Here is a 25,502-nt window from a genome sequence, read left to right as displayed (position 1 = left end):
GAGTAATCTTGAGGTGTGTCCGAATGTGTTGCTGACGGCTTACCCGCAGTAACACGTGATGCCTAGTTAGGGATGCTGGAGTTAGGAGAGCCATGTCGAAGATCAAGGTAGCAGGCCCAGTAGTGGAGCTTGACGGCGACGAAATGACGCGCATCATGTGGCAGTTCATCAAAGACCGCATGATCCACCCGTACCTCGATATCGATCTGAAATACTACGACCTCGGGATTGAAAACCGCGACGCCACGAACGACCAGGTGACGATCGATGCGGCGAACGCGATCAAAGAACACGGGGTGGGCGTCAAATGCGCCACCATCACGCCGGACGAGGCGCGCGTCAAGGAGTTCAACCTCAAGGAAATGTGGAAGAGCCCGAATGGAACTATCCGCAACATCCTCGGGGGCGTGGTGTTCCGCGAGCCCATCATCATTTCGAACGTACCCCGCCTCGTTCCGAACTGGACGAAACCCATTGTGATTGGCCGTCACGCGCACGGCGACCAGTACAAGGCCACTGATTTTAAAGTTCCCGGCGCGGGCAGCGTGACTTTGACGTTCACCCCAGAAGATGGCAGTGAACCGATTCAGCATGAGGTAGTGAAGATGCCTGAGGGCGGTGGCGTCACAATGGGCATGTACAACTTCAACGAGTCAATCAAAGACTTCGCCCGCGCATCCTTCACCTACGGTCTGCAGCGCGGCTACCCCGTGTTCTTGTCGACGAAGAACACGATCCTCAAGGCCTACGATGGGGCGTTCAAAGATATTTTCCAGGATATCTACGACTCCGAGTTCAAAGAGGAGTTTGAAAAAGCGGGGTTAACGTACGAGCACCGGCTGATTGACGACATGGTGGCCTCGTCCCTCAGGTGGGAAGGTGGCTACGTGTGGGCATGTAAGAACTACGATGGCGACGTGCAGTCCGACACAGTAGCTCAAGGGTTCGGGTCGCTGGGGCTGATGACGTCCGTGCTGATGACGCCCGATGGGAAAACTGTGGAAGCGGAAGCGGCGCACGGCACGGTTACCCGCCACTACCGTCGTCACCAAAAAGGGGAACCTACCTCCACTAACCCAATCGCGTCGATTTTCGCTTGGACCGGAGGGTTGAAGCACCGCGGTAAACTCGACAATACTCCGGAGGTAACTGGTTTCGCCCAAACCCTGGAAGACGTGATTATAAAAACCGTTGAGGGTGGGCAGATGACGAAAGACTTGGCGCGACTCATCGGGCCGGACCAGGAGTGGTTAACGACCGAGCAGTTCCTGCAGGCGCTAGACGAGAACTTGCAGGCGCGGTTGAAGTAAAGCGCAGCAAAACGAGGTTGCATCGCCACCCGCGAACCATCATCTAAGATGGAGCGGGTGGCGTTCGCGTGGGCCAACGGGGTGCGGCGCCCCGCGGGAGTAAACGAGCGTGGCACCCTCTGGGTGTGCGGGCACGGTTTTGTAAGCACCAAGCTGGCAGCGCGGGCACGGTTTTGTAAGTACCAAGCTGGCAGCGCGGGCACCGCAGGTGCAGGCGAACGAAAAAGTAACTTATGGAAGGGCGGACTTGTTCAAGTACTTAGGGTCAAAGCGGCGGCTTGTGCCCGCACTGGCACAGATTGCGCAGACCTTGGGTGCCGAAACAGCGGTGGACCTTTTCACTGGAACCACGCGGGTTGCGCAAGCGTTTAAAAAACTCGGGATCCACACCACCGCTTGTGACATTGCCACCTATTCGCACGTGCTGGCGCAAACATACGTGCAAACAGATGCTCGCGAACTCGACATGCGGGCGTTAGAAAAAGCCGTGGAGCAACTCAATGCCCTCGAGGGTAAAGACGGGTACGTGACTGACACGTTTTGTAAAAAGGCGCGGTATTTTCAACCCAAAAACGGGCGGCGAATAGATGCGATTCGCGACCAGATTGAACACCGGTACGCCGGCAGCGCGCTGTACCCGATCTTGCTGACCTCCCTGATGGAAGCTGCGGACCGGGTGGATTCCACAACGGGGGTGCAGATGGCGTACTTGAAACAGTGGGCGGCGCGGGCTTACCGCGATATGCATCTGCGGATCCCACATTTGCTGCCCGGTGGGGGCCGAGCCGTGCGAGGTGACGCCATGCGGCTGGTGGACGAACTGGAACCGGTGGACCTCATGTACCTGGATCCGCCGTACAACCAACACCGGTACTTCACGAACTACCACATTTGGGAAACACTGGTGCGCTGGGATGCGCCGCAAACCTACGGGATTGCGATGAAACGCGTGGACGCGCGCGAAGACGCCACGAAATCTGTGTTCAACTCAAAACCGCGGATGAAACGCGCGTTCTTCGATCTCTTAGGCCGCGCTCGCGCGCGCACACTCGTGGTGTCATACAACGACGAATCTTGGATTGAAGCAGATGAAATGCGCACGCACCTAAAAACCGTGGGCTTCGAAGACGTTGCCATGCTCGCGTTCGACTACAACCGGTACGTGGGGGCGAAAATCGGGATCCACAGCCCCACTGGTAAGCGGGTGGGGAAAGTGTCGCATACGCGCTGTAAAGAATGGGTTTTTGTGGCGGGGCCGCGCCAGCAGGTGAGCCGCATCCGTAACCTAAAAGAGATCGTGCCAGCAGGCGAGCCGCATCCGTAACCTCAAAGGAATCGTGGCAACAGGTGCGCCGCATCCGTAACCGCAACGAATAGTGAGGGACGTTAGCCCGAAATCCAGCGTGAGTACACCACAGGATTATTTTGAAACCTAAGAATTCTGTGTTGGGGATCGCGCATGAGGCACTGGGTTCGACATAATGGTGTGGGGCGCCTGGAAGGTAGCCGGGCGCATAACCGAAGGGGTGCTATGTCGAAGGTTCAAACACGCGCAGCAAAACCAGACGGGAAGAAACGCATTGGGATCCTCACTTCGGGTGGGGATGCGCAAGGCATGAATGCCGCGGTGCGGGCTGTTACCCGCACTACCCTCGAACTTGGTGGGCAGCCGTACGCGATCCTCGAAGGGTGGCAGGGCGCCGTGGATGGGGGCGATGGGATCCGGCAGATGCACTGGTCGGACGTGTCCTCGATCCTCAACGAAGGTGGCACTGTCATCGGCACTGCGCGGTGCGCTGCGTTTCGGCAACGCGAAGGGCTGCGGGCGGCGTGCAAGAACTTGATTGAACGCGGCATTGACCGACTCGTGGTGATCGGTGGAGACGGGACCCTCACGGGTACGAACGAGTTCCGGGAAGAATGGCCATCACTCGTGCAGGAACTGGTGGTGGATGGGCAGATCACAGAGCAGACCGCGCAGGCCCACCCGCAGCTGATGATCGTGGGGCTCGTGGGGTCGATTGATAATGACCTCGTTGGATCCGACATGACGATCGGAACCGACTCGGCGTTAACTCGGATCTTGGAGGCCATGGACGATATCGCTTCCACCGCTGCCTCCCACCAGCGCACATTCGTTATTGAGGTGATGGGGCGGCACTGCGGGTACCTCCCCCTCATGGCCGCGGTTGCGGGGGGCGCCGACTACGTGTTTACCCCCGAGAATCCCCCTTCCTCAGAATGGGCGGCAGACTTAGCGCAAAAACTACGGAAAGGCCGGGCGGCGGGCCGGCGCGATTCCATAGTGATCGTTGCCGAAGGAGCTCAGGACGCGGACGGGAACCGCATCACGTCCCGCGATGTGGCGCAGGCAATCAAAGATGAACTGCAACTGGAAGCGCGCATCACCATTTTGGGGCACGTGCAACGCGGTGGTACCCCATCGGCGTACGACCGGTGGATGCCCACCCTAATGGGGTACGGGGCGGCCCAAGAACTCATGGACGCTAACCCGAATGATCCGGCTTACATAATTGGGGTGCGGCACAACCGGCTCACCCGCATTCCCCTCATGGAAGCGGTAGAGGCAACCCGTAACGTTTCCGCCCTCGTGAAAGACAAGCAGTTCGACCAGGCCATTCGCGCACGCGGAGTTTCGTTCACCCAAATGGTGCGCGTTAATGAAGTGCTTTCCACACCTCCTCAAGATCTTGAGGGCGTGCCGGAGGGGGCGAAACGCGTGGGGATTTTGCACGTCGGTGGGCTTGCACCAGGGATGAACACGGCGGCTCGGACGGCGGTGCGTGCTGGGTTGGAAGCCGGGATGGAGATGGTAGGAATCCACGGTTCATTCCAGGGCCTCATGGATTCTAACGTGCAGACTCTTAAGTGGTCGGATGTGGAAGGTTGGGCATTCAAAGGGGGTGCGCAGCTGGGAACGCGCCGGCACATTCCGAAACTGGAGGAGTTCTACGCGCTGGGGCGTGCGATAGAGAATAACCGCATTGACGCCCTGCTGGTAATCGGTGGTTTCAACGCGTACCTGGCAGTGTACAACATGGTGTCGGAACGCGACCGGTACCCCGCGTTCAACATTCCGATGATGCTGGTGCCCGCCACGATCGATAACAACCTGCCGGGTTCAGAACTGTCAATCGGGGCGGACACGGCGTTGAACAACGCGGTGTGGGCACTGGATCGGATTAAAGAATCGGCGGCCGCGTCTAAACGCTGCTTTGTGGCGGACACGATGGGGCGCCGCTGCGGGTACTTGGCTTTAATGGCAGGCCTGGCCAGTGGGGCCGAGAAAGTGTATTTGAATGAGCAGCCGCAGGATTTAGCGTCGATTAGTGAAGACGCGCAGAATCTGAAAGAGAGCTTCCAAAATGGACGCCGCCTGTTCCTTGCGGTGCGGAATGAGGACGCGCACCCGCGGTACAACCGGGAGTTTTTAGCGCGCGTGTTCCTGTCTGAAGGGGAGGGGCTTTACGACGTGCGCCATTCCGCGTTGGGACACATGCAGCAGGGTGGGGCCCCGTCTGCGTTCGACCGGATTTTAGCGACTCGCCTGGTGTTCAATGCGATTGGTGAACTAGCGCAGCTGCTGGTGCGGGGAGAGAAGCAGGCGCTTTATATTGGGCAGAGTGGGGGGACGATTCGTTCCCACCCGGTTACGCACATGTTAGATGAGATAGATTTAGAGGCGAGGAGACCCATTAGCCAATGGTGGATGGGTTTGGCACCGGTTGTGCCCGTGGTGTCGATGCCGGGGGTTAAACGTAAACCCGCGCGCATTCCGATTGGTGACCCGGTTTCGTTAACGCAATATTAGAGAGGATATTGATCGTGAACATTGTGGATCCCACGAAGTTGGAGGCGTGGCAGGCCCTGAAGCAGAAGGCAGCGCAGTTTACGCCGAACTTGCGGGAGTGGTTCGAGCAGGACCCGCAGCGGTACCAGAAGTTCAGTTTTGATGCTGCTGATTTGCATGTGGATTTGTCGAAGAACCTGGTGGATGACGAGCTGGTGGAGTTGCTGACGGATTTGGCGCGCCAAGTGGATTTGGAAGGCCATCGGGAAGCGATGCTGCGTGGGGAGCACATTAATGTGACGGAGGACCGCGCAGTTTTACACACGGCGTTGCGCCTTCCAGCGGATGCGCAGTTGCGGGTGGATGGTCAGGACGTGGTTTCGGATGTTCATGAGGAATTGGCGCGGATCTACGCGTTTGCTAACCAGATCCGCAATGGGGAACGCAAGGGTGTTACGGGTAAGTTAATTAAGACGGTTGTGAACATCGGGATCGGTGGTTCAGACCTGGGGCCCGTGATGGTGTATGAGGCGTTGAAACCCTATGCGAGCAAGGGGATGGATGCGCGTTACATTTCTAATATTGATCCGCAGGACGCCGCGGAGAAGCTGGCGGATTTGAATCCGGAAACCACGTTGGTGCTGGTGGCCTCGAAGACGTTCACGACATTGGAGACGCTGACGAACGCGCGGGTGGTGCGCGGCTGGCTGTTGGATTCGTTGCGGAAGGTGGATCCGGAGGTTGATGAGGCGCAGGCGGTGCGGTCGCATTTCGCGGCGGTTTCCACGGCGCTGGATAAGGTGGAGGCCTTTGGGATTGACCCGCAGAACGCGTTTGGGTTCTGGGATTGGGTTGGCGGCCGCTACTCGGTGGACTCGGCTGTGGGCACGTCCTTGGCGATCGTGTTTGGGCCGGATGTGTTCCGTGAGTTCTTGGCGGGTTTCCACGCGATGGATGAGCATTTCAAGTCCGCACCGCTGGAACAGAACGTGCCCGCACTCATGGGGCTGTTGAATGTTTGGTACACCAACTTTTTGGGGGCGCATTCGCATGCCGTGCTGCCGTACTCGCAGTACCTGCATCGGTTCCCCGGGTATTTGCAGCAGCTCACCATGGAGTCGAACGGTAAGGGCGTGCGGGCAGATGGAAGCCCGGTTACCTACGATACGGGGGAAGTGTTCTGGGGGGAGCCAGGTACTAACGGTCAGCACGCGTTCTTCCAGTTGATTCACCAGGGGACGCGGCTGATTCCGGCGGACTTCATTGCGTTTGCGAACACGAAGGCGCCGTACCGTGATGGGGAAGCAGACATGCACGAACTATTCTTGTCGAACTTCTTCGCGCAGACCCGGGCGTTGGCGTTCGGCAAGACTGCGAGCGAGGTGCGGGCAGAAGGCACGGATGAGGCGATTGTGCCGGCCCGGGTGTTCGCGGGTAACCGGCCGACAACGTCCATTATGGCGCGGCGTTTGGATGCGCGGACGCTGGGAGAGTTGATCGCACTTTACGAGCACATCACGTTCACGCAAGGAGTTGTGTGGGGCATTGATTCGTTCGACCAATGGGGCGTGGAGCTGGGTAAGCAGCTTGCCAAAGAGCTTACACCTGCGGTTGGGGGCGATAAGTCGGTGATTGACCAGCAGGATAGTTCCACTGCCGGGCTGATTCAGTACTACTTGGAGAAGCGGGATAACTAGGACCACTTTCGCGCTCTCGAAGTAGGGGAGCGCACTAATATTAGTAATGAGACAGAGACAACAACGTTGAAGGAGTTTTTGGTATGTCTGAACCTCGCGTCGTTACGGTAACGGGTGCGGCCGGTAATATCGGTTACGCTCTTTTGTTCCGCATCGCTTCGGGCCAGGTGTTTGGCCCGGATACGCCTGTGAAGTTGAATTTGTTGGAGATCCCACAGGCAGTAAAAGCCGCTGAGGGCACTGCGATGGAGTTGGATGACTGCGCGTTCCCACTGCTGTCTGGGGTGGATATTTACGATGATGCTGCGAAGGCTTTTGAGGGCACGAACGCGGCGTTCCTGGTGGGTGCGCGTCCACGCACGAAGGGGATGGAGCGTGCTGACCTGCTGGCTGCAAACGGTGGTATTTTTGGCCCGCAGGGCAAGGCGATCAACGATGGTGCGGCTGATGACGTGCGTGTGCTGGTTGTGGGTAACCCCGCGAATACGAACGCGTTGATCGCTGCTTCGGCGGCACCGGATGTACCGGCTTCGCGGTTCACCGCGATGATGCGTCTGGATCACAACCGGGCTTTGTCGCAGCTTGCACACAAGACGGGGAAACCGGTTTCAACTATTAAAGACATGGTGGTGTGGGGCAACCACTCCGCAGACCAGTACCCGGACGTGTCTTATGCAACTGTGGATGGTCAGCCGGCGGCGAGCCTGGTGGACGAAGCTTGGCTTGATGACTACTTCGTCCCCACGGTTGCGAAGCGGGGCGCTGCGATCATTGAGGCGCGTGGCGCATCGTCCGCGGCTTCCGCTGCGGGCGCGGCGATTGACCACATGCACGACTGGGTGCAGGGCACGCCCGAGCACACGTGGGTGACCGCGGGGATCGCGTCCGACGGGTCGTACGGTGTTCCGGAAGGTCTGATCTTCGGGTTCCCGGTGCGTTCCAACGGTGGTGAGTGGGAGGTCGTGAAGGACCTCGAGATCTCCGACCTTACCCGCGCTGGGATTGAACGGAACGTGAAGGCACTGGAGGAAGAACGCGACGCCGTGCGTGAACTCGGGTTCGTTAAGTAACCACGAGATTACAGCTGCTAACACTAAGCGCGCCTGGGGAGTGGCCAATTGGCCCCCCAGGCGCGCACTCTTATGCCGCTGGAAGTGCAGGTGATAGAGAACTGCTGTCTCGACGCACAATAAGCTGGCGCTCAAAACCACTTTCTTTCAAGAAGCCTGCACTTATGAGCAGAATTGGCGTTCGTGTACACATGTGCGCACTCGTGTGGCATGCTGGAGGTGAGCTTGCAGATATATGCAAAAAGCCGCGGGCTATATGCGGCGGGCTTTATGCACAAATCCGCGGGCGTCACAGCTTAGCTGCGAAGCGACGATTTTGCCGGAGGAGGCGGGTAATCCGATGCGCGAAGACGACATGGTGACCGCCGCCGAACTTTATTACTTTGAGGGACAAACCCAGTCTGCGATTGGGAAAAAACTCGGCTGCACCCGCTGGACCGTCGGGCGATTGCTGGAGCAAGCCCGCGCGAGCGGCTTAGTGACGATCACGATTAATCACCCGCGGGCCCGTAACCGGGAGCTGGAACAAGGGCTGGAACAGGGCTTCCACCTGGAGCGTGCGATCGTGGTGGCGTCCCCTGACGCGGGGAATGTGGCGCAAGTGGCGGCGCGTTACCTGGCGGATCTGGAGCCAACACCAAAACGCGTGGCGGTGTCGTGGGGGCGAACAGTCGGACGGGTGGCGGAGGAACTACCGCAAGGCTGGGCACCTAACGCGAAGATTTACCAAACCAACGGCGGCCCCGTGCAAACGGGGGACGAAGCGGTGTCCCGTTCAATCGGGGTGATGGCCCGCCGCGCCCCCGGGGTGGGGTACTCCCTACCGGCCCCGGCCATCACGGCAAATAAAACACTTGGGGACGCGCTGCGCGGCGAACCGAGTATTGCCCGCACCCTGGTGAACGCCGCGGAAGCTGAGCACATCATCTACTCACCCGGAGCCGTGTCCGTAGATTCGGTGCTGGTTGAATCCGGCTACTTGGACGCCAGCGCAATTGAAGCAATTCAAAACCGTCAGGGCGTCGCAGACGTGCTGTCGCACTACGTGGATGCAAACGGTGTGCCCCTTTCGCAATCCCTTGAGAACCGCACGATTTCAATTTCACTGCAGCAGCTGCGGCAAGCCCACGCGATAGCCATTGTCGATGAGGTTGAGAAAGCACCGGCACTCAGCGCCGTTTTAGCCGGTGGGTATGCCCGCGTGGTGATCACCGACGCCACCGTGGCGCGCCGCGTACTGGATGGCTGTGCAAACACTCCGCAGGGGGCACGGGATTTAGATGTAGCGACCCCCTCAAGCAAAAATAGGTTTCAAAAACAGTAATTAAAAGGAGAATGAATATGGCGAAAATAGCGATCCTCGGTGCGGGCATCATGGCGACCGCGTTGACATTTCCACTGACTGAAAATGGGCACGAAGTTCACCTGGTGGGTACGCACCTGGACCAAGATATAATCGCATCTATCCAAAAGGATGGGACCCACCCGAATCTGGGGTTGAAGGTGAACGACGGGGTCACGGCCTACCAGCTGGAAGACGCGGATGAAGCGTTTGAAGGTGCGGACGTGGCAATGTCGGGAGTGAACTCGTTCGGCGTGCATTTTGCGGGCAAACACCTGTCGCAACTGGTTAAACCAGGTATGCGCGTGCTGTCGATCACCAAGGGAATGGAAGCGGACGAAGACGGTACGCTGCACATGCTGCCGGACGTGCTGAAAACCTACTTTACGCCCGAGCTGCGCGATTCCGTGTCGTGGTCAGCGATTGTGGGGCCTTCCATTGCGGGGGAACTGGCGGTGCATCACGATACGTGCGTAGTTTTTTGCGGTGAGGACCAGGCGGCACTCGACTACTTAGCAGGCCTGTTCCGCACGGATTACTACCACGTGTGGACGTCAACAGACTTCTTGGGCCACGAAATCGGGGCGTGCATGAAGAACATTTACGCGTTCGCCGCAGGGCTTGGGCAGGGCCTGACAATTAAAGAAGGTAAGCAGGACGACCGGTACATTCGTTACAACTACAACGCAGCCGTTTTTGCGCAGGGGCAGAAGGAACTGCGCCAGTTCATGCAGCTGCTGGGCGGGGTGCCAGAAACCTCCGATGGCCTAGGCGGGGTTGGGGACATGTTCGTAACCTCCATGGGCGGGCGCAACGTGCGCGCTGGTGAATTCGTGGGGCAGGGGCGCCCGTTCTCGGAGGTCCGCGATTCGCTCATGAAAGGCGTGACCCTGGAAGGTGTTAACGCGATCCGCGTGGTTGGGGGCGCGTTGAAACCACTGACGGAACGAGGTGTGGTGAAACCACAGGACTTCCCCCTGTGCCGCTACCTGTACTCAATCATTGAAGAGGACGCGCCCCTGGACATGCCGTGGTCCAAATTCTTCGGAGGCGAAAAGTAGCCTGAGGGCACACGTGCCCGGGCCGGCTCCGATGCGGGTCAGTTCAACTCGATAATCGGACGCGTCCGGGCTTAACACCCGACGCAACAGTGCGGACGCGTGGGCGTGGAGAGCGCGAAGTGTCCTATGGTTAGGGCTATGGAATCTAACGATGACGCTTTCGTGCTGACCCTTTCTTGCTCCGACCGTCCCGGTATCGTAGCTAGAGTGACGGGACTGATCGCAGCTGCGGGTGGGAACATTATTCAATCCCAGCAGTTCGGTGATCCGCATACGCACCTGTTCTTCATGCGCGTGGAGCTTTCGATTGAGGCGGGCCGCCACCGGATTGAGCAGGCCATGGCTGAGTTCGCTGCGGAGTTTGAGGCCCGGTGGGAACTGCACGGGTTGGGAGAGCAGCTGCGTACCCTAATTATGGTGTCGCGGGAAGGGCATTGCCTGTCCGATCTGCTGTACCGCCATCGGGAGGGGCAGCTGCCGATCAACGTGGTGGCGGTTGTGGGGAACCATCCGGATTTGGCACCGCTCGCCCAGTTCTACGGCGTGCCTTTTCTATGCATTCCCGTTACGCCAGAGTCTAAACCGAAAGCGGAGCGGGAACTACTGAACCTAGTGCATTCCGAACGCGTGGAACTCGTGGTTTTGGCGCGGTACATGCAGATTCTTTCCGAACAGCTGTGCCGGGAATTAGAGGGCAACGTGATTAATATTCACCACTCGTTCCTACCGTCTTTTAAAGGCGCGAGGCCGTATGCGCAGGCACACGATCGGGGCGTGAAACTGATAGGGGCAACCGCTCATTACGTGACTGCGGATTTGGATGAGGGGCCGATAATTGAACAGGACGTCACGCGGGTAACGCATCGGGATACGACGCAGGACCTGGTGGCGCGCGGGCAAGATGTGGAGCGGCGGGTCCTAGCTCAGGCGGTGAGGTGGCACAGTGAGCACCGGGTGCTGCTTAACGGAGACCGCACCGTAGTTTTCGACTAGTCGGATTCTGGAAAAGCGTGATTGCGTTACACTAAATCTGGACTTCAGGAGGTTTACGTGACAAAACTTAATGATCTGCCCTTGGCGGAACTTGATCCTCAAATCGCACAGGTTCTAGATGGTGAGCTTGAGCGTCAACGCGGAACTTTGGAAATGATCGCGTCGGAAAACTTCGTGCCCCGAGCCGTGCTGCAGGCACAGGGGTCGGTGCTGACGAATAAGTACGCGGAAGGCTACCCTGGGCGCCGTTACTACGGTGGTTGTGAGCAGGTGGATATCGCGGAGAACTTGGCGATCGAACGCGCTAAGGAAGTGTTCGACGCGCAGTACGCAAACGTGCAACCCCATTCGGGTTCGCAAGCGAACGCGGCGGTTTTAGCTGCGCTCGCTAAACCTGGGGACACGATTCTGGGGCTCGCGTTAGATAACGGGGGGCACCTGTCGCACGGGATGCGGCTGAACTTTTCGGGCAAACTGTACGACGCCCAGTTTTACCACGTGAACGAGAAGTCCATGCGTATTGAAATGGATGAGGTTCGAGCCGCTGCCATCGAGCATAAGCCGAAGGTGATTATTGCCGGCTGGTCCGCTTACCCACGAGTGTTGGATTTCCAAGCGTTCCGCGAGATTGCCGATGAGGTGGGAGCTTACCTGTGGGTGGATATGGCGCATTTTGCTGGCTTAGTGGCTGCGGGTTTGCATCCAAACCCGGTGCCGTACGCGGACGTGGTGACCACCACGGTGCACAAGACGATTGGTGGGCCGCGGTCCGGAATGATCCTTTCGCGCGACCCGGAGCTGGGGAAGAAACTGAACTCCGCGGTGTTTCCCGGTCAGCAGGGCGGGCCGCTCATGCATGTGGTGGCTGCGAAAGCGGTGTCTATGAAGGTGGCGCAAACCGAGGAGTTTAAAGACCGGCAGCGCCGCACTGTTGAGGGGGCGCGCATCATTGCGGGCCGGTTGTTGCAAGATGATGTGAAACGTGCGGGCATTACCCTGGTTACCGGGGGGACGGACGTGCACTTGGTGCTAGTGGACATGCGCAATTCTAAGTTGAATGGGCAAGAAGGTGAGGATGCGTTGCACGCAGTTGGGATCACCGTGAATCGTAACGCAGTGCCGTTTGACCCGCGCCCACCCCGCGTTACTTCGGGTTTGCGTCTTGGCACGCCGGCGCTTGCAACCCGTGGGTTTGGCGCCGCCGAGTTTGAAGAAGTTGCCGATATTATTGCGCAGACCCTGGTGCAAGCGGCGGCCGGCCAGGTGGACACCGAACGGTTGCGTGGCCGCGTGAAAGCGTTGACGGACGCGTTCCCACTGTACGAAGGGTTGCAGCAATGAGGTATCCGTGGGCAGGAGCGGCGAAGCCTTTAGATGGGAAGCGTTGCGCCGCGCAGATTAAGAACGAACTGAAGGCCCGGGTGCAGGACCTCAAGAATAAAGGTATAACCCCAGGTTTGGGAACGATTTTGGTGGGGCAGGATCCAGCTTCGCAAGCGTACGTGGCGGGCAAACACCGGGACTGTAAGGAAGTGGGGATCGAATCGTTCCGCATTGACTTACCGCAGTCCGCCACGCAGGAGCAGATTTTGCGTTCGATTGAGGCGTTTAATCGCAATCCGGCGCTCACGGGCTACATTGTGCAGTTGCCGTTGCCACCGCAGGTGGATACGAATTTGTTGCTTGAGGCGGTGGATCCAGCTAAAGACGTGGACGGGCTCCACCCTACGAACTTGGGGCGGATGCTGCTGTCGGTAGATGGGTTGATTGATAATCCGCTGCCATGTACGCCCCGGGCGGTGGTGGAACTGCTGCGGCGCAATAACTTGTATCTGAACGGTAAGCACGTGTGCGTCATCGGGCGTGGGACCACGGTTGGCAGGACGATCGGGTCGCTGTTGACCACGCGGGAGGTAAACGCGACGGTGACTTTGTGCCATACGGGGACGCGGGATCTGAACCGGCACGTGCGGGCTGCGGACGTGGTTGTGTCTGCTGCGGGGGTCGCGGGGATCGTTACTGCGGACATGGTGAAACCCGGAGCGATTGTGTTGGACGTGGGGGTGTCGCGTGAAACGCATGAGGGGAAAACCCGGATTGCCGGCGATGTTGCGGACGGTGTCGACGCGGTGGCCGGGTGGATCACCCCGAATCCCGGTGGGGTGGGGCCAATGACGCGGGCGATGCTGCTGGCCAACGTTGTGGAAGCTGCGGAACGCACAGCTTAACTGGCTCGACCCCGCCTAGCGGTGGCGGGGAGCGCTGCGGCTAACCGACCCAACTGGCAAGCCGCGTTGAAGCTGCGGAACGCCGCAGCTAACCGACCCGACCGATAATCGGTGGAACGCCGCGGCGGATCGGCCCGGTCTGGATGCATGGGATAATCGTGGTATGAGTATTGAGATTTCGACCTTTAATGTGAATGGTATCCGTGCGGCTTCCCGCAAAGGATTTGCCGAACTCATGGACGTAACTGGCCCGGACGTGGTTGCGTTGCAGGAAGTGCGCGCGTCTGACGAGATTGTCGACAAGCTTTTGGGGGAGCAGTGGGAGGTAGTTAATTTTCCCTGTGAGGTCAAGGGCCGCGCCGGGGTAGCACTCGCGGTTCGTAAGGAAGGGCGGGTGCAGATTGACCGCCAGAGCGTACGGTTCGGAGCGCAGCCCGATGGGGTTGATGCGGTAGCGGTTGACACGGGCCGGTGGCTAGAAGCCAACGTTCGTGCAGGTGATGAGGTTGTGCGCGTGGTCAGTGCGTACCTGCATTCCGGCCAGGTGGGTACCGAGAAAATGGATCAAAAATACGCGCACTTAGAGTTGGTTACCCGGCGGATGCAAGAGCTGCTGGATGCAAACGTACCCACTGTGGTGTGCGGTGACCTAAACATTGTGCACACGGAGCGGGATATTAAGAACTGGAAGGGGAACCACAATAAGTCCGCGGGCGTGCTGGATGAGGAGATCGCGTATGTGGACGCGTGGTTAAACCAGGGATGGCGTGACGTGGTACGAGACCTGGTGGGGGAGGAGCAGGGCCCGTATACGTGGTGGTCTTACCGGGGAAAAGCGTTTGATAACAATGCGGGCTGGAGAATTGACTACCAGTTAGCGTCCCCAACGCTAGCTAAGCGGGCGCAGGCGTGGCACGTGGACAGTGCGGATGCGTATGACGCGAGGGTGTCAGATCACGCTCCGCTACGTATCGCTTATGAAGTGTAGTTTCAACGAACCACTTATATAAGCAGTGTCTCTTCGTATTCCTCCAGATGAGAGCGGTTGCGGTGAGTGATATTTTCGAGTTGTCATTGCCGACAATCGTTTAGGAGAGATTATGAGGTTAGAAAAGTGGTCGGCTAGTTCACCCAGGGCGCTGCGGCGGTCTTGGCGCGCAGTGCTGTCCGCGTTCGCGGTGGGTGGTTTAGTGGTTGCGGGTGGAGCAGGTGTATCTGCGACCGCGTTCGCCCAAGAAAGTACTGGTACCCCCGCAGCTGTGGATAGGGCAGAGGATCCCGCGTCCAAGCAGGCAGCCTTGGATGTGGTTGATTCGTATCAGGTGAATGCTGGGCAGAAGATTTGGAACATTGGACTGGTAAAAACTGCGCAGTACGCGGACGGTAGTGATGCGAAGAAGGCTGTGGAGATCGTCAAGGACCCGGCCTTGGAGGGGAAGATTGAGTTTTCTAGTCCCAGCCAAATTGTCGCCCAGGTACCGGGTGACTATCAGCTGAAACTACGGCTCACTTTGAAGACCGGGAACCCGATTGAACGCACGGTAGCGCTGAAAGTATGGCCTGAGTACACGATAGCGCCGACGCTCATGAAATACATTACGGTGGACGACGTGACTTTGAAGTCCGATCAGACCCCCGCGTTGAATGAGAAGTTTAAGAATGTGGCGTTGAATCTGACTTCCGAGGATGGGCAGAGTAAGTACACGTTCGATAATCTGTTCGCAAACGTTGGTACTTACAAGGACTTTGAGTCTGAAAGGCAGATTATTCGTTTAGATAAGGGCTACACCAGCGCTGCGGCGAATATTCCTGAAGGGTACTTCTTTGCTGGGTTGCTTCGAACCGGTTGGGATGGAGCCACTAGAACTCCACGGAAGGTGCTGCGGTTTAGTGCGAATACGATTGGCGTACCGTATATCCGCCCCTTGTTCTACAGTCAGCTTTCGTATGCGGATTTGAATTTAAGTGAATCCGATGAGGGGAAGAAGACCGTAACGCCGAAGCTGGCGCATGAGGATGCGGGAATTGCGTTAAAGTTTATTGCCAGCAACTTCCCGAAGTGGGCGTCACTCGACGAGGCGACGGGTGCGGTGACGGTGGATGCGAAGTCGGTTCCGGCTGGCACGCGAGAGCTGAGTGTGATCACGAAGTATGGGGATCACGAGGTCACTCGCGTGACGAAGCTGAAGGTTCGTAAGACCGTGGATGCGGGGGTAGTTACTCCGGTCCCACAGATTTCTAAAGATCAGATTGTGCCTGCGGTGATTCACAAGGGTGATGATTTAACCCTTGGGGCGGCTAATATTAAAGATTTGCCTGAGGGTGCGAAAGCGGAGGATGTTACCGCGGATGGCGCTGTAAATACCGCTAAGCCAGGTGAGTACACGGGGAAGATTAAGGTTACGTTTAAGGATGGTTCTTCTCGTGTGGTTGAGGTACCCGTGACTGTTAAAGACCGCGTTCCCGCAGCAACCTTAGAGCCTGCACAACCGATTAACCCCAGCGAGCAACCCGGAAATGGTGGTAACTCGAGTGAGACTCCAGGTTCTGAACCGGGTACGCCAGGGAAACAGCCCGGAATCGGTGAATCTAGTAGTAACTCTGGGCAGCAAGCGGGTGGTGCAAACACTTCGAGCACGCCGGAAGGGAATAAACAGCTAGCTAAGACTGGTGTCGCTGCCGGTGCTATCGGTTTAGCTGCAATCGCGGTTACCGGTGCTGGGGTTGGACTCGCTAGGCGCCGTTAAGTAACGGAAATATTTGTCGCACAACTTTATGCGATTAGTTTTTAAGAGGAAAACATACGTATTCGAAACATTAATTGAGTAGTTAATGGAAGGAGCGCATAGTGAACACCGCAGTTTTCTTTTCCGTACTTACGATTGTTCTTTATATAGTGATTGCCGTTGCTGTTGTTGCCTTGTTTATTGCGGTTTGGCGGTATATTCACCGAACCAAACAATAGGAGCTATACGCAAATAGCAGGAGCAAGCAAGCTAGAAACCGGATCAAGATAGCTAGAAAAACCGTGGGGCTGCGGAAATGAATCCGCAGCCCCACGAAGTTTGCCTATCTGCACCTACTTTTTGTTTCGGCGTTGAATCTTTCCCAGCGTCCATAGTTGCCGGCGGTAGCGGTCCGCTTTTCCGGTGTGCACGTCTATGCGCTGACGTAACCGGCGTGCCTGCGGTGAATGCCAAGTAGCGGAATCCAAAACAATTTCCGTAGTGTTCGGGTCCATCAAAGGGTCGGGTTCCAGGTCGCCCGTCATGGTGTGATGCGGCCACTGCAATGTGCGCCGGTCCGAGTCAGTAACGTAGTTAGGGGACTCGTACCCATGCATGTGCTGCACTGATTCCGGTGTCGGAGCAATCGGCGGATTCGCCATCCAAGCAGCAGACATTAAAACAATCCGCGCCAACAAGTTCACCCACAGGAGCACCGTCACAATCGCCACGGACGCGCCTGTAAGGGCACTATCCGCCGACCCCAACGCGGAAGTACCTAAGAAACGCACTACCGAGGAACCTACCCCAGCGATCAACGCTCCGAGCCACAAATCCTTCGCGGGCGCCCTCATTCCCGCGATCAGCCGGATCAGCCCAGCAATCACCAGCGTGTCAACCAGCAACCCCACCAGGATCGACAGGATCCGAAGTAGCACCTGTCCCAGCGTCCCAGAAATCCCAAGCCACTCCAGTACCTGAGAGCCGAGAGTGGATGAAACAATGCCCAGCACCGCGGTGAGTAGCACCCCTCCGGCAATTAAAACGAAACCAAACAGGTCGCGCGCCTTAATCCACACTGCGTTCTCCGGGATCTTAACGATCCCAAACATGGACCACAACGACTTCTTCAACGCATCCATAACCCTAGATGCAGAAAACAAAAACAACACTAGAGCAATGAACCCAGTCAAAGTGAACGGAGAATCTGCCACTAAAGAATCGGGATTAACTAGACCCTCGGGGTGGCCGGATGTTTGAATCAAACCGGGCATAGAAGAATCGATCGCGTCCAACACCGCGTTGCGAAGCTCCGCGTTAGAACCTAAAACCGCCATAAAAATCGTCCACCCCACGGTTAAGGCCGCGGTGATAGAGAAAATCGCTACGTAAGAAATGCCCCCAGCCAGCAGGTTCCCGCGTTTAACACTGTAGCGGTCTAAACCACGTGCCACGCGCGTGTGCTTCCACCACGACAGCGCTAACTTAGCTTTCTCTCCCCACGTCTTCGCAGCCCAAGCTGCTTTCAAGGAAGGGCCTTGCACGTGGTGATGCTCCGCCTGGCGGGGAGCGTAAAGGTGATGAACCGGTTCAACATCAATCTCATTCGCCGGTTTCGAATGCGCAACCAGTGGTGTCTGTGAAGATTTCGGCATACTGAAAACCTACCTGATTTCGCTCGCTTCTGCCGTGTCAACCACGATTGCAACCCGGCCAAGCGATGGCGCAATCTCGCTGATCAACAACACCTCTTGGGCCTCCCCCCAAAATCTGCACAGGCGGATTCTCTAAGAGTTCAGTTCAAAAAGTGCCCTCGACTCGTACGCCCCACCCGCACTGACCGTATCTAAATGAAGCGACCGAGCTACCCAGGACGCCTCAAAATCCGCGCATTCTTGCGCCGCAAAATCCAACTGTTCCGGTGGCACAGACTGGGCAATAGTCACATGAGGGTGGTACGGAAACCGCGTGGGCCTATCCAGAACTCCACTGCGAATGTCACTCTCTAACGCCACCAGCTCATGCACCCCACCCACAACTTGAATGTAAACAACGGGGGACACGGGTTGGAACGTTCCGGTTCCATGCAACGTGATTTGGAAAGGTACGCTCCCTGCCGCCGCTTTTTGCAAGTGCTGCCGAACGCGCACGCGGTCCGCCACTTTCACCACAGTCGGTGGCAGCAACGTAATGTGCGGCACAACCTGGTTTGCTAGCGGGTCACCGAACTGTAGACGCCAGTTAGTTAGCTGACTTCGCCACGGTTCTGGTACGGGGATCAGCACACCAATGACCTCCTCATCGGGGCCTGGTTGCGGCAAATACATGCAAATCCCTCATACAGAAACGAACAAAAGAACGTAACTATTGTTCCCCGTTGTCACTCTAGGTGCAAATACCAGCGTCGCGGTAAGATTCCGGTTAGGACCTAGAGGGAAAAAGAAACTCAGGAGGGAACGTGGCTAACAGTGGGCCGTGGCTAATCGTCGGACTGGGCAACCCGGGTGAAAAATACGCGCGGAACCGGCACAACATCGGCCACCAGGTTGTGCAGTACCTGGCAGAAAGTAACAGTGGCACGTTCACTCACCACAAGGCGGGAGCGTGCGCCGCGCAAGTGCGTCTTGGTATGCTCCCGGGTGGTCGCCCCGGCCCGGCTGCGATAGTGGCATACCTTGACAGCTACATGAACGTGTCGGGTAGGCCAACGGCTGCCCTCATGAAATTCTTTAAAATCCCCACCGACCGCCTGCTGGTAGTACACGACGAACTGGACCTAGACGAACACGTACTCCGGCTGAAAAAGAACGGTGGGGAAGGGGGCCACAACGGGTTGAAATCCATTTCCGCAGCCATCGGCACCCGCGATTACGCGCGTTTACGAGTCGGGATTGGGCGGCCACCCGGGCGTATGAACCCCGCGGACTACGTGCTCAGCGACTTCCCACAACGCGACCAAGTGGAATGGGAAATAACCGTTCGGGAAGCAGCGGATGCAATCACGGACGTGGTGAGCACAGACCTTCCGGCCGCGCAGCAGCGCCTCCACACCCGGTAATACCGCGCTCATTTGAGCCACGCAGTTATGAATCGGGGGCGGATGGGGCGCACTCAGGTGGTGTGGGTTTGAAATCCACCTGGGCGGACGGTCCGCACTCGGGCGGTTGCGGATGGAAAGCGGCGTGCGCAGACGGTTCGCACTCGGGTGGTGCGAGTGGAAATCGGCGTGGCGCCAATGCGTCCTCGGTGGGCAAGGGCTTAAGTGACGGGCGGTGGGGAACGCTATGTAGGCGCGATAGACTGTGGCGGTGGAGAGCATGAAACTAACGGGTTTACTTGAAGAAATAAAGACGGACCCCGCGGCGGTGCAGGCGGCGCAAAGTATCAATGAGGGCGTCACCGCCACGGTCGTGGCACCCACGGGGGTACGCGCCTCCCTCGCTGCGCTGGCTGCCGCACATTCGCGCGCTCGCAAACAAGTCATCATTACAGCCACCGGCCGTGAAGCCGAACAATTAGCCGCAGCGTTGCGATGCTACACCGACGGCGTGGCGGTGCTGCCCAGTTGGGAAACGTTGCCGCACGAGAGGCTCTCTCCGCAGGCAGACACGATGGCTCAGCGGGTTGCTGTAATGCGCCGCTTAACCCATCCGGAACCGCGCGGGCGAGCGGGTGCCATCCAAATCCTAGTTGTGCCCCTGCGCGCATTCTTGCAACCCATTATCGGTGGGCTCGGAGAGCTAGAACCACTGCGCGTTCACGAAGGTAACATCGTGGACCTAGACCACCTGGTTGAGCAGCTGAAAAACCTGGGGTACGAAACCACGGATATGGTTCGCTCTCGCGGGCAGATGGCGGTGCGCGGCGGAATCCTCGACGTTTTCGCTCCTATCGACCCCCACCCAATCCGCGTGGAACTATTTGGCGATGAAGTCGACGACATCCGCTACTTTTCTGTATCCGACCAGCGAGCCGTAGGGAAAGCCCCGGATGGCCTGTGGGCACCCGCTGCCCGCGAGCTTCTGCTAACCCCAAAAGTTAAAGAACGCGCCGCAAAGCTCGTAGGACAATTGCCGGGATCCGAAGAAACTCTGGAACTCATTGCCCAGGGCATCGCGGTTCAAGGAATGGAATCGTTAAGCCCCGTTCTGGTCGACCAAATGGTGACGCTACTTGACCTGGTGGATAGTAACACCACCGTGGTGCTGTCCGACCCCGAACGCATCGCCGCACGCTCAGAAGACCTCGTGGCCACAACCGAAGAATTCCTCTCTGCCGCCTGGAGCGCAGCCGCCGCCGGAGGGGACATCCCCGTACAAGCCGGCGCGGCATCCTTCAAAACACTCGAAGAAATGCACACTCAAGCCGATGATCAACAACTCGGCTGGGTGCAACTAACCGCCCTGCCACCGGCTGCACTCGCAGGCGCGATTCAAAATCAAGTTGAAACCCAACAATCCGACGGGCAGCACGGACCCATTGTCGTGTCCAAGCATCTAATGCAGGTGGGGGCTCGTGCCGTAGTGCCATACCGCGGCAACATCGAAGCAGCCACAAAAGACCTCGCAGATTTAGAACAACAAGGCTGGCGCCTGGTCCTCACCACAGCCGGCCCTGGCCCGGCGAAACGGTTGCGCGACGTGCTGGCCGACAAAGATGTAGCAGCCCGGCTCGTAGACGCGATCCCGCAGGCCGTGGAACCAGGGGTGGTGCACGTCCTCGCCGCCAGCGCACACGTGGGATTCGTGCTCGAACAACACCGCCTCGCGGTCATCACCGAATCCGACCTCACCGGCCGATCGGGCCCATCCACCGCGGACATGCGGAAAATGCCGTCCCGGCGCAAACGCGGCCTCGACCCCCTCACATTAAAAAAAGGCGACTTCGTGGTCCACGAGCACCACGGGATCGGCCGGTTCATTGAAATGGTGTCGCGCACCATGGGTAGTGGAAAGCAGGCAGTGACGCGCGACTACCTCCTAATTGAATACGCGCCCACGCGGCGCGGACAGCCGGGAGACCGCCTCTACGTGCCCACCGACCAGCTCGACCAAGTTTCCAAATACTCAGGTTCCGACGCTCCCTCCCTGTCAAAAATGGGCGGGGCCGAATGGGCGAAAACTAAAGCCCGAGCCCGCAAAGCCGTGCGGGAAATCGCGGGTGAACTCGTGCGTCTCTACGCGGCTCGGCAAGCCACGAAAGGCCACGCATTCAGCCCGGACACCCCGTGGCAACGCGAACTGGAAGACGCGTTCGAACACGTGGAAACCCCCGATCAGCTGGTGACGATCGACGAAGTTAAATCCGACATGGAAAAACCCGTGCCGATGGACCGGCTGCTGTGCGGCGACGTGGGGTATGGGAAAACGGAGATCGCAGTGCGCGCGGCGTTCAAAGCCGTGATGGACGGTAAACAAGTTGCCGTGCTCGTCCCCACCACGCTGCTCGTTCAGCAGCACATGGAAACGTTCACGCAGCGTTATGCCGGGTTCCCGATCGAAGTGGCGTCCCTATCGCGGTTTTCAACCCGCAAGGAATCGCAGGAGGTTCAGCAACGTCTCCTCGACGGACAGATTGACATTGTGATTGGCACCCACTCCCTTCTGACCGGTGCGGTCCGGTTCAAAGATCTGGGGTTGGTAATTATTGATGAGGAACAGCGTTTCGGCGTGGAGCACAAAGAAACCCTCAAACAATTACGTACCAACGCGGATGTACTTTCTATGTCTGCAACCCCGATTCCACGCACCTTAGAGATGGCGGTTACGGGCCTGAGGGAAATGTCTTTGCTGCAAACCCCACCGGAGGATCGCCATCCGATTTTGACGTTTGTGGGGGCGTATACGGATCAGCAGGTCAGTGCCGCCATTAAACGGGAACTCCTGCGCGACGGGCAGGTGTTCTACGTGCACAACCGGGTGAATGATATCGATAAGGTGGCGGCGCACCTACAGGAGCTAGTGCCGCAAGCACGCGTGCGGGTTGCGCATGGGAAGCTGTCTGAATCCCAGCTTGAGGCCGTGATCGTGGACTTTTGGAATCGGGAATTCGACGTCCTCGTGTGCACCACGATTGTCGAAACCGGATTGGACATTTCAAACGCGAACACGCTGATTGTGGATCGGGCGGACGCCATGGGCCTTTCGCAACTCCACCAACTGCGTGGCCGCGTGGGACGGGGCCGGGAACGAGCCTACGCGTACTTCCTCTACCCGGGGGACAAGGCACTCACAGAAACGGCGCACGAACGTTTAAGCACAATCGCGGCGAACACGGATTTGGGGGCGGGTCTGGCGGTAGCGCAAAAAGATTTGGAGATCCGCGGGGCCGGTAACCTGCTTGGCGGAGAACAGTCCGGGCATATCGCGGGCGTCGGATTCGACCTGTACGTGCGGATGGTGGCCGACGCGGTAACCGCCTTCCGAGGTGGGGAAGAGGAGAAACGGGAGGACTGCCGGATCGAACTACCAATCGATGCGCACATTCCAGTTGAGTACATAAAGGGCGAGCAACTGCGGCTCGAAACGTATGCAAAAATCGCCGCTCTCACGTCCGCACAAGACGCGGCGGACGTGCGCGACGAACTCACCGACCGGTACGGGCCGATCCCAGAGCAGGTGCAACTGCTGTTCGCCCTGTCTGGCTTGCGTGCTCACGCCCGGGCGGAAGGGATTGAGGAGGTCGTGGCGCAAGGCAAATATATTCGCTTCGCCTCCGCAGAACTGTCAGATTCAGCTGCAATGCGCCTCAAGCGCCTGTACCCAGGGGCGATTCAAAAAGCGGCGGTTCGACAAGTGCTGGTACCCGCCCCCACTACCTCGCGCATAGGCGGGAACCCGCTGGTGGACCAAGAACTCATCGACTGGGTCGACCAGTTCATTGACTCCATCGTTGCTTACAAACCCGCCCAGAGCCACTGAATGGGTACCATAGGGTGCAGCGGGTAGCATAGAAGCGGTGAGAAAACTTTTGGGAGGATTAGTGAAAAAGCGGTTTTTAGCAGCAGGTTTGCTAGCAGCCACACTGGGAGTATCAGCCTGTGGCACACACCCCGGGGCAGCGGTTATTGTGAACGGGACGCAGTACTCGCAGGCAGATGTGAGTGAAGCTTCGCAGCAACTGTCGCAGGCGCTGCAGAATAATATAACGCCCGCAATGGTGGTGAACTACCTGTCGTACAAAGATGCGTTCGAGCAGGTAGCGAAAGATCACAACGTGGCAGTAGCCGTGGGGGATGTGCGCAACCAGTTCACTGAGCAAGAGAAACACTTGGGGGTAAAGTTCACTCCCACAACGGTTGACCTACTGCATTTCTTCAGCAACAACCAAGCCGTGCAGCAAGTTGCGCAAGACCCGAAGAGCGGGGGTGCAGACCAGCTCAACGCGGAGTTAGCGCAGGCGCAGGAGAAGCAGCACCTCAACGTGAACCCGCGGTACGGGCAGTTAGCCCCCGGGAACGTGCTGACGGCCTCCACACTGCCCGGGGTGCTGGCGCAAAATGTGCCCGCTCAAATGTCCGGTGATAACTAAGCTCGAGGAAACACGCCCTTTAGGCCGTGGGCGGGATCGATTGTAGGCACACCCACCAGGGTGAGGTGACTGCACTTGAACGAGATAGTGGGTTGCCCTATTGGAATCTGAGACGGATCTACCGGTTAGTAATGTCACGTTAAATCCGAGTTGAGCTGGGACCATGGGCTTTAGTTACCCAGCGCACCTTTAACCTCGGTTGGGCTGGCGCGGGGAAAACCTTGCCTATGCTTTCACCGCGGCCAGAAACGTAATAACGTATAAGTAGTGCGACGATATCGCAAACCAAAAGAAGGAGATAGACTGTGGCACTTATTGAAGCAATCGGCGCTCGTGAAATCCTAGATTCACGCGGCAACCCCACTGTTGAAGTTGAAGTGGAGCTTGAGGACGGTACCACGGCCCGCGCGGACGTGCCTTCGGGCGCATCCACCGGTGCTTTCGAGGCAGTTGAACACCGCGACGGTGACAAGGAACGCTACCAGGGCAAAGGCGTTCAGGAAGCTGTGGACGCTGTCATTGAGGTGATTGCTCCTGAGCTGATTGATGAGGATGCTGCTGAGCAGCGCCGCATCGACGAAATCATGATCGACCTCGACGGAACGGACAACAAAGGCAAACTGGGGGCCAACGCAATCCTCGGGGTTTCGCTCGCGGTTGCGAAAGCTGCGGCTAACTCCGCTGGCTTGCCACTGTACCGCTACCTGGGTGGGCCAAACGGCCACGTGCTTCCCGTTCCGATGATGAACATCCTCAACGGTGGTGAGCACGCAGACACGAACGTGGACATTCAAGAGTTCATGATCGCACCGGTGGGTGCTCCCACTTTCCGCGAAGCACTGCGCTGGGGCGCGGAGGTTTACCACCAGCTGAAAGCGGTACTCGGTGAACGCGGGCTCGCTACCGGCCTGGGCGATGAGGGTGGTTTCGCCCCGAACCTCGATTCGAACTCCGCTGCGTTGGACTTGATTATTGAAGCGATCGAGAAGGCTGGTTACAAGCCGGGTTCGGACGTGGCGTTGGCACTCGACGTGGCCTCCACCGAGTTCTTTAAGGACGGTGCCTACCAGTTTGAGGGCGCTGCTAAGACCACGGATGAAATGGTGAAGTACTACGAGGAACTAGTTTCCAAGTACCCGCTGGTTTCCATTGAAGATCCGCTCTCTGAGGATGAGTGGGACGCCTGGGCTTCGCTGAACAAGGAGCTCGGCGACCGTGTGCAGCTGGTGGGTGACGACCTGTTCGTAACGAACCCGGCGCGGTTGAAGAAGGGCATTGAGATGGGAGCGGCGAACGCTCTGCTCGTCAAGGTGAACCAGATTGGTTCGCTAACTGAAACCCTCGCCGCCATCGACATGGCTCACCGCGCGGGCTACCACACGATGACGTCGCACCGCAGTGGTGAAACTGAGGACACGACGATCGCGGACCTGGCTGTGGCAACGAACTCCGGTCAGATCAAGACGGGCGCTCCTGCTCGTTCTGAGCGCGTAGCTAAATACAACCAGCTGCTACGCATTGAGGGCCAGCTCGGTGACGCAGCGCAGTACGCGGGACACACCGCGTTCCCCCGCGCGAAGTTCTAAGCACAAACCTGCGTTTGGTTTAAGAGCGTCGTCTAGCGACGCTGGGCGCGCCGTCTCCGAGTGAGGCGGCGCGCCTGCTTGCGCGTGGCGATCATCTCAGAAGCCTATCTTCTGATCCGAGCGCGCGCCGCCTAGAGGGACCGCAGTG

18 protein-coding genes are annotated in these 25,502 nt (G+C 58.1%); 16 read left to right on the top strand and 2 right to left on the bottom strand.

Translation table 11 applies throughout. The features are described from left to right. Positions 1 to 92: 92 nt before the first annotated feature. The 12 genes from CJ187_RS05315 to CJ187_RS05260 all read left to right on the top strand — a co-directional run bounded on the left by CJ187_RS05315 (position 93) and on the right by CJ187_RS05260 (position 16,259). On the top strand, positions 93 to 1,310 hold the full coding sequence (locus CJ187_RS05315; protein ID WP_102217162.1) for an NADP-dependent isocitrate dehydrogenase: 1,218 nt from the start codon (positions 93 to 95) through the stop codon (positions 1,308 to 1,310). A gap of 247 nt (positions 1,311 to 1,557) precedes the next feature. After that, entirely contained in the window at positions 1,558 to 2,634 is a 1,077-nt protein-coding gene (locus tag CJ187_RS05310; protein WP_102217187.1) for a DNA adenine methylase, read from the top strand. Positions 2,635 to 2,841: 207 nt separating this feature from the next. Then, entirely contained in the window at positions 2,842 to 5,142 is a 2,301-nt protein-coding gene (locus CJ187_RS05305) for a 6-phosphofructokinase (protein ID WP_102217161.1), read from the top strand. An 11-nt stretch (positions 5,143 to 5,153) separates the two neighbouring features. After that, a complete protein-coding gene (gene pgi, locus CJ187_RS05300) occupies positions 5,154 to 6,818 on the top strand; it encodes a glucose-6-phosphate isomerase (RefSeq protein WP_434737345.1) in 1,665 nt (554 codons plus the stop codon). A gap of 83 nt (positions 6,819 to 6,901) precedes the next feature. Beyond that, on the top strand, positions 6,902 to 7,888 hold the full coding sequence (locus CJ187_RS05295) for a malate dehydrogenase (RefSeq protein ID WP_102217160.1): 987 nt from the start codon (positions 6,902 to 6,904) through the stop codon (positions 7,886 to 7,888). Between the two features lie 235 nt (positions 7,889 to 8,123). Then, the gene (locus tag CJ187_RS05290) at positions 8,124 to 9,212 is read left to right on the top strand and encodes a sugar-binding transcriptional regulator (protein WP_102217159.1); all 1,089 of its coding nucleotides are present in this window, start codon (positions 8,124 to 8,126) and stop codon (positions 9,210 to 9,212) included. A gap of 17 nt (positions 9,213 to 9,229) precedes the next feature. Next, positions 9,230 to 10,291 carry an NAD(P)H-dependent glycerol-3-phosphate dehydrogenase gene (locus CJ187_RS05285; protein ID WP_102217158.1) on the top strand — a complete coding sequence of 354 codons (1,062 nt, stop codon included), beginning with the start codon at positions 9,230 to 9,232 and terminating at the stop codon, positions 10,289 to 10,291. Positions 10,292 to 10,429: 138 nt separating this feature from the next. Next, positions 10,430 to 11,284, top strand: a complete 855-nt coding sequence (gene purU, locus CJ187_RS05280) for a formyltetrahydrofolate deformylase (RefSeq protein ID WP_102217157.1) — start codon at positions 10,430 to 10,432, stop codon at positions 11,282 to 11,284. 57 nt (positions 11,285 to 11,341) lie between these two features. Next, positions 11,342 to 12,625 (top strand): serine hydroxymethyltransferase, encoded by a 1,284-nt coding sequence (glyA, locus tag CJ187_RS05275; RefSeq protein ID WP_102217185.1) that lies wholly within the window; start codon positions 11,342 to 11,344, stop codon positions 12,623 to 12,625. Then, a complete protein-coding gene (locus CJ187_RS05270) occupies positions 12,622 to 13,512 on the top strand; it encodes a bifunctional methylenetetrahydrofolate dehydrogenase/methenyltetrahydrofolate cyclohydrolase (RefSeq protein WP_102217156.1) in 891 nt (296 codons plus the stop codon). Before glyA ends, CJ187_RS05270 begins: the two co-directional genes overlap by 4 nt. Before the next feature lie 163 nt (positions 13,513 to 13,675). Continuing rightward, entirely contained in the window at positions 13,676 to 14,500 is an 825-nt protein-coding gene (locus CJ187_RS05265; RefSeq protein WP_199171127.1) for an exodeoxyribonuclease III, read from the top strand. Between the two features lie 112 nt (positions 14,501 to 14,612). Continuing rightward, positions 14,613 to 16,259 carry a Rib/alpha-like domain-containing protein gene (locus CJ187_RS05260; protein ID WP_102217155.1) on the top strand — a complete coding sequence of 549 codons (1,647 nt, stop codon included), beginning with the start codon at positions 14,613 to 14,615 and terminating at the stop codon, positions 16,257 to 16,259. A gap of 332 nt (positions 16,260 to 16,591) precedes the next feature. Here CJ187_RS05260 and CJ187_RS05255 read toward each other — a convergent pair whose 3' ends face one another. Together CJ187_RS05255 and CJ187_RS05250 are read right to left on the bottom strand one after the other, a co-directional pair. Beyond that, entirely contained in the window at positions 16,592 to 17,893 is a 1,302-nt protein-coding gene (locus CJ187_RS05255; RefSeq protein WP_102217154.1) for a YihY/virulence factor BrkB family protein, read from the bottom strand. Between the two features lie 132 nt (positions 17,894 to 18,025). Then, complete coding sequence (locus CJ187_RS05250; RefSeq protein ID WP_102217153.1) at positions 18,026 to 18,565, bottom strand: 2'-5' RNA ligase family protein; 540 nt, start codon at positions 18,563 to 18,565, stop codon at positions 18,026 to 18,028. 131 nt (positions 18,566 to 18,696) lie between these two features. Between CJ187_RS05250 and pth the strand changes: the two genes are divergently transcribed. The 4 genes from pth (at position 18,697) to eno (ending at position 25,354) form a co-directional block, all read left to right on the top strand. Next, positions 18,697 to 19,296 carry an aminoacyl-tRNA hydrolase gene (gene pth / locus CJ187_RS05245; protein ID WP_102217152.1) on the top strand — a complete coding sequence of 200 codons (600 nt, stop codon included), beginning with the start codon at positions 18,697 to 18,699 and terminating at the stop codon, positions 19,294 to 19,296. Between the two features lie 259 nt (positions 19,297 to 19,555). Then, on the top strand, positions 19,556 to 23,158 hold the full coding sequence (gene mfd / locus CJ187_RS05240; protein WP_102217151.1) for a transcription-repair coupling factor: 3,603 nt from the start codon (positions 19,556 to 19,558) through the stop codon (positions 23,156 to 23,158). 61 nt (positions 23,159 to 23,219) lie between these two features. Continuing rightward, entirely contained in the window at positions 23,220 to 23,768 is a 549-nt protein-coding gene (locus tag CJ187_RS05235; RefSeq protein ID WP_102217150.1) for a hypothetical protein, read from the top strand. Between the two features lie 305 nt (positions 23,769 to 24,073). Then, complete coding sequence (eno, locus tag CJ187_RS05230) at positions 24,074 to 25,354, top strand: phosphopyruvate hydratase (protein WP_102217149.1); 1,281 nt, start codon at positions 24,074 to 24,076, stop codon at positions 25,352 to 25,354. Positions 25,355 to 25,502 lie beyond the last annotated feature (148 nt).

The sequence above is a fragment of the Gleimia hominis genome (assembly GCF_002871945.2).
GTDB lineage: Bacteria > Actinomycetota > Actinomycetes > Actinomycetales > Actinomycetaceae > Gleimia > Gleimia hominis_A.
The sequence above is the reverse complement of the archived record's forward strand: the minus strand, read 5'-3'. Positions and strand labels throughout refer to the sequence as shown.

What these genes read in the sequence shown, in the direction of transcription:
- mfd (WP_102217151.1), top strand. Translation starts at nt 19,556, where the DNA reads ATGAAACTAACGGGTTTACTTGAAGAAATAAAGACGGACCCCGCGGCG.
- CJ187_RS05290 (WP_102217159.1), top strand. Translation starts at nt 8,124, where the DNA reads ATGCAAAAAGCCGCGGGCTATATGCGGCGGGCTTTATGCACAAATCCG.
- CJ187_RS05285 (WP_102217158.1), top strand. Translation starts at nt 9,230, where the DNA reads ATGGCGAAAATAGCGATCCTCGGTGCGGGCATCATGGCGACCGCGTTG.
- CJ187_RS05255 (WP_102217154.1), bottom strand. Translation starts at nt 17,893, where the DNA reads ATGCCGAAATCTTCACAGACACCACTGGTTGCGCATTCGAAACCGGCG.
- purU (WP_102217157.1), top strand. Translation starts at nt 10,430, where the DNA reads ATGGAATCTAACGATGACGCTTTCGTGCTGACCCTTTCTTGCTCCGAC.
- CJ187_RS05260 (WP_102217155.1), top strand. Translation starts at nt 14,613, where the DNA reads ATGAGGTTAGAAAAGTGGTCGGCTAGTTCACCCAGGGCGCTGCGGCGG.
- CJ187_RS05270 (WP_102217156.1), top strand. Translation starts at nt 12,622, where the DNA reads ATGAGGTATCCGTGGGCAGGAGCGGCGAAGCCTTTAGATGGGAAGCGT.
- CJ187_RS05295 (WP_102217160.1), top strand. Translation starts at nt 6,902, where the DNA reads ATGTCTGAACCTCGCGTCGTTACGGTAACGGGTGCGGCCGGTAATATC.
- CJ187_RS05265 (WP_199171127.1), top strand. Translation starts at nt 13,676, where the DNA reads ATGAGTATTGAGATTTCGACCTTTAATGTGAATGGTATCCGTGCGGCT.
- CJ187_RS05250 (WP_102217153.1), bottom strand. Translation starts at nt 18,565, where the DNA reads ATGTATTTGCCGCAACCAGGCCCCGATGAGGAGGTCATTGGTGTGCTG.
- CJ187_RS05305 (WP_102217161.1), top strand. Translation starts at nt 2,842, where the DNA reads ATGTCGAAGGTTCAAACACGCGCAGCAAAACCAGACGGGAAGAAACGC.
- CJ187_RS05315 (WP_102217162.1), top strand. Translation starts at nt 93, where the DNA reads ATGTCGAAGATCAAGGTAGCAGGCCCAGTAGTGGAGCTTGACGGCGAC.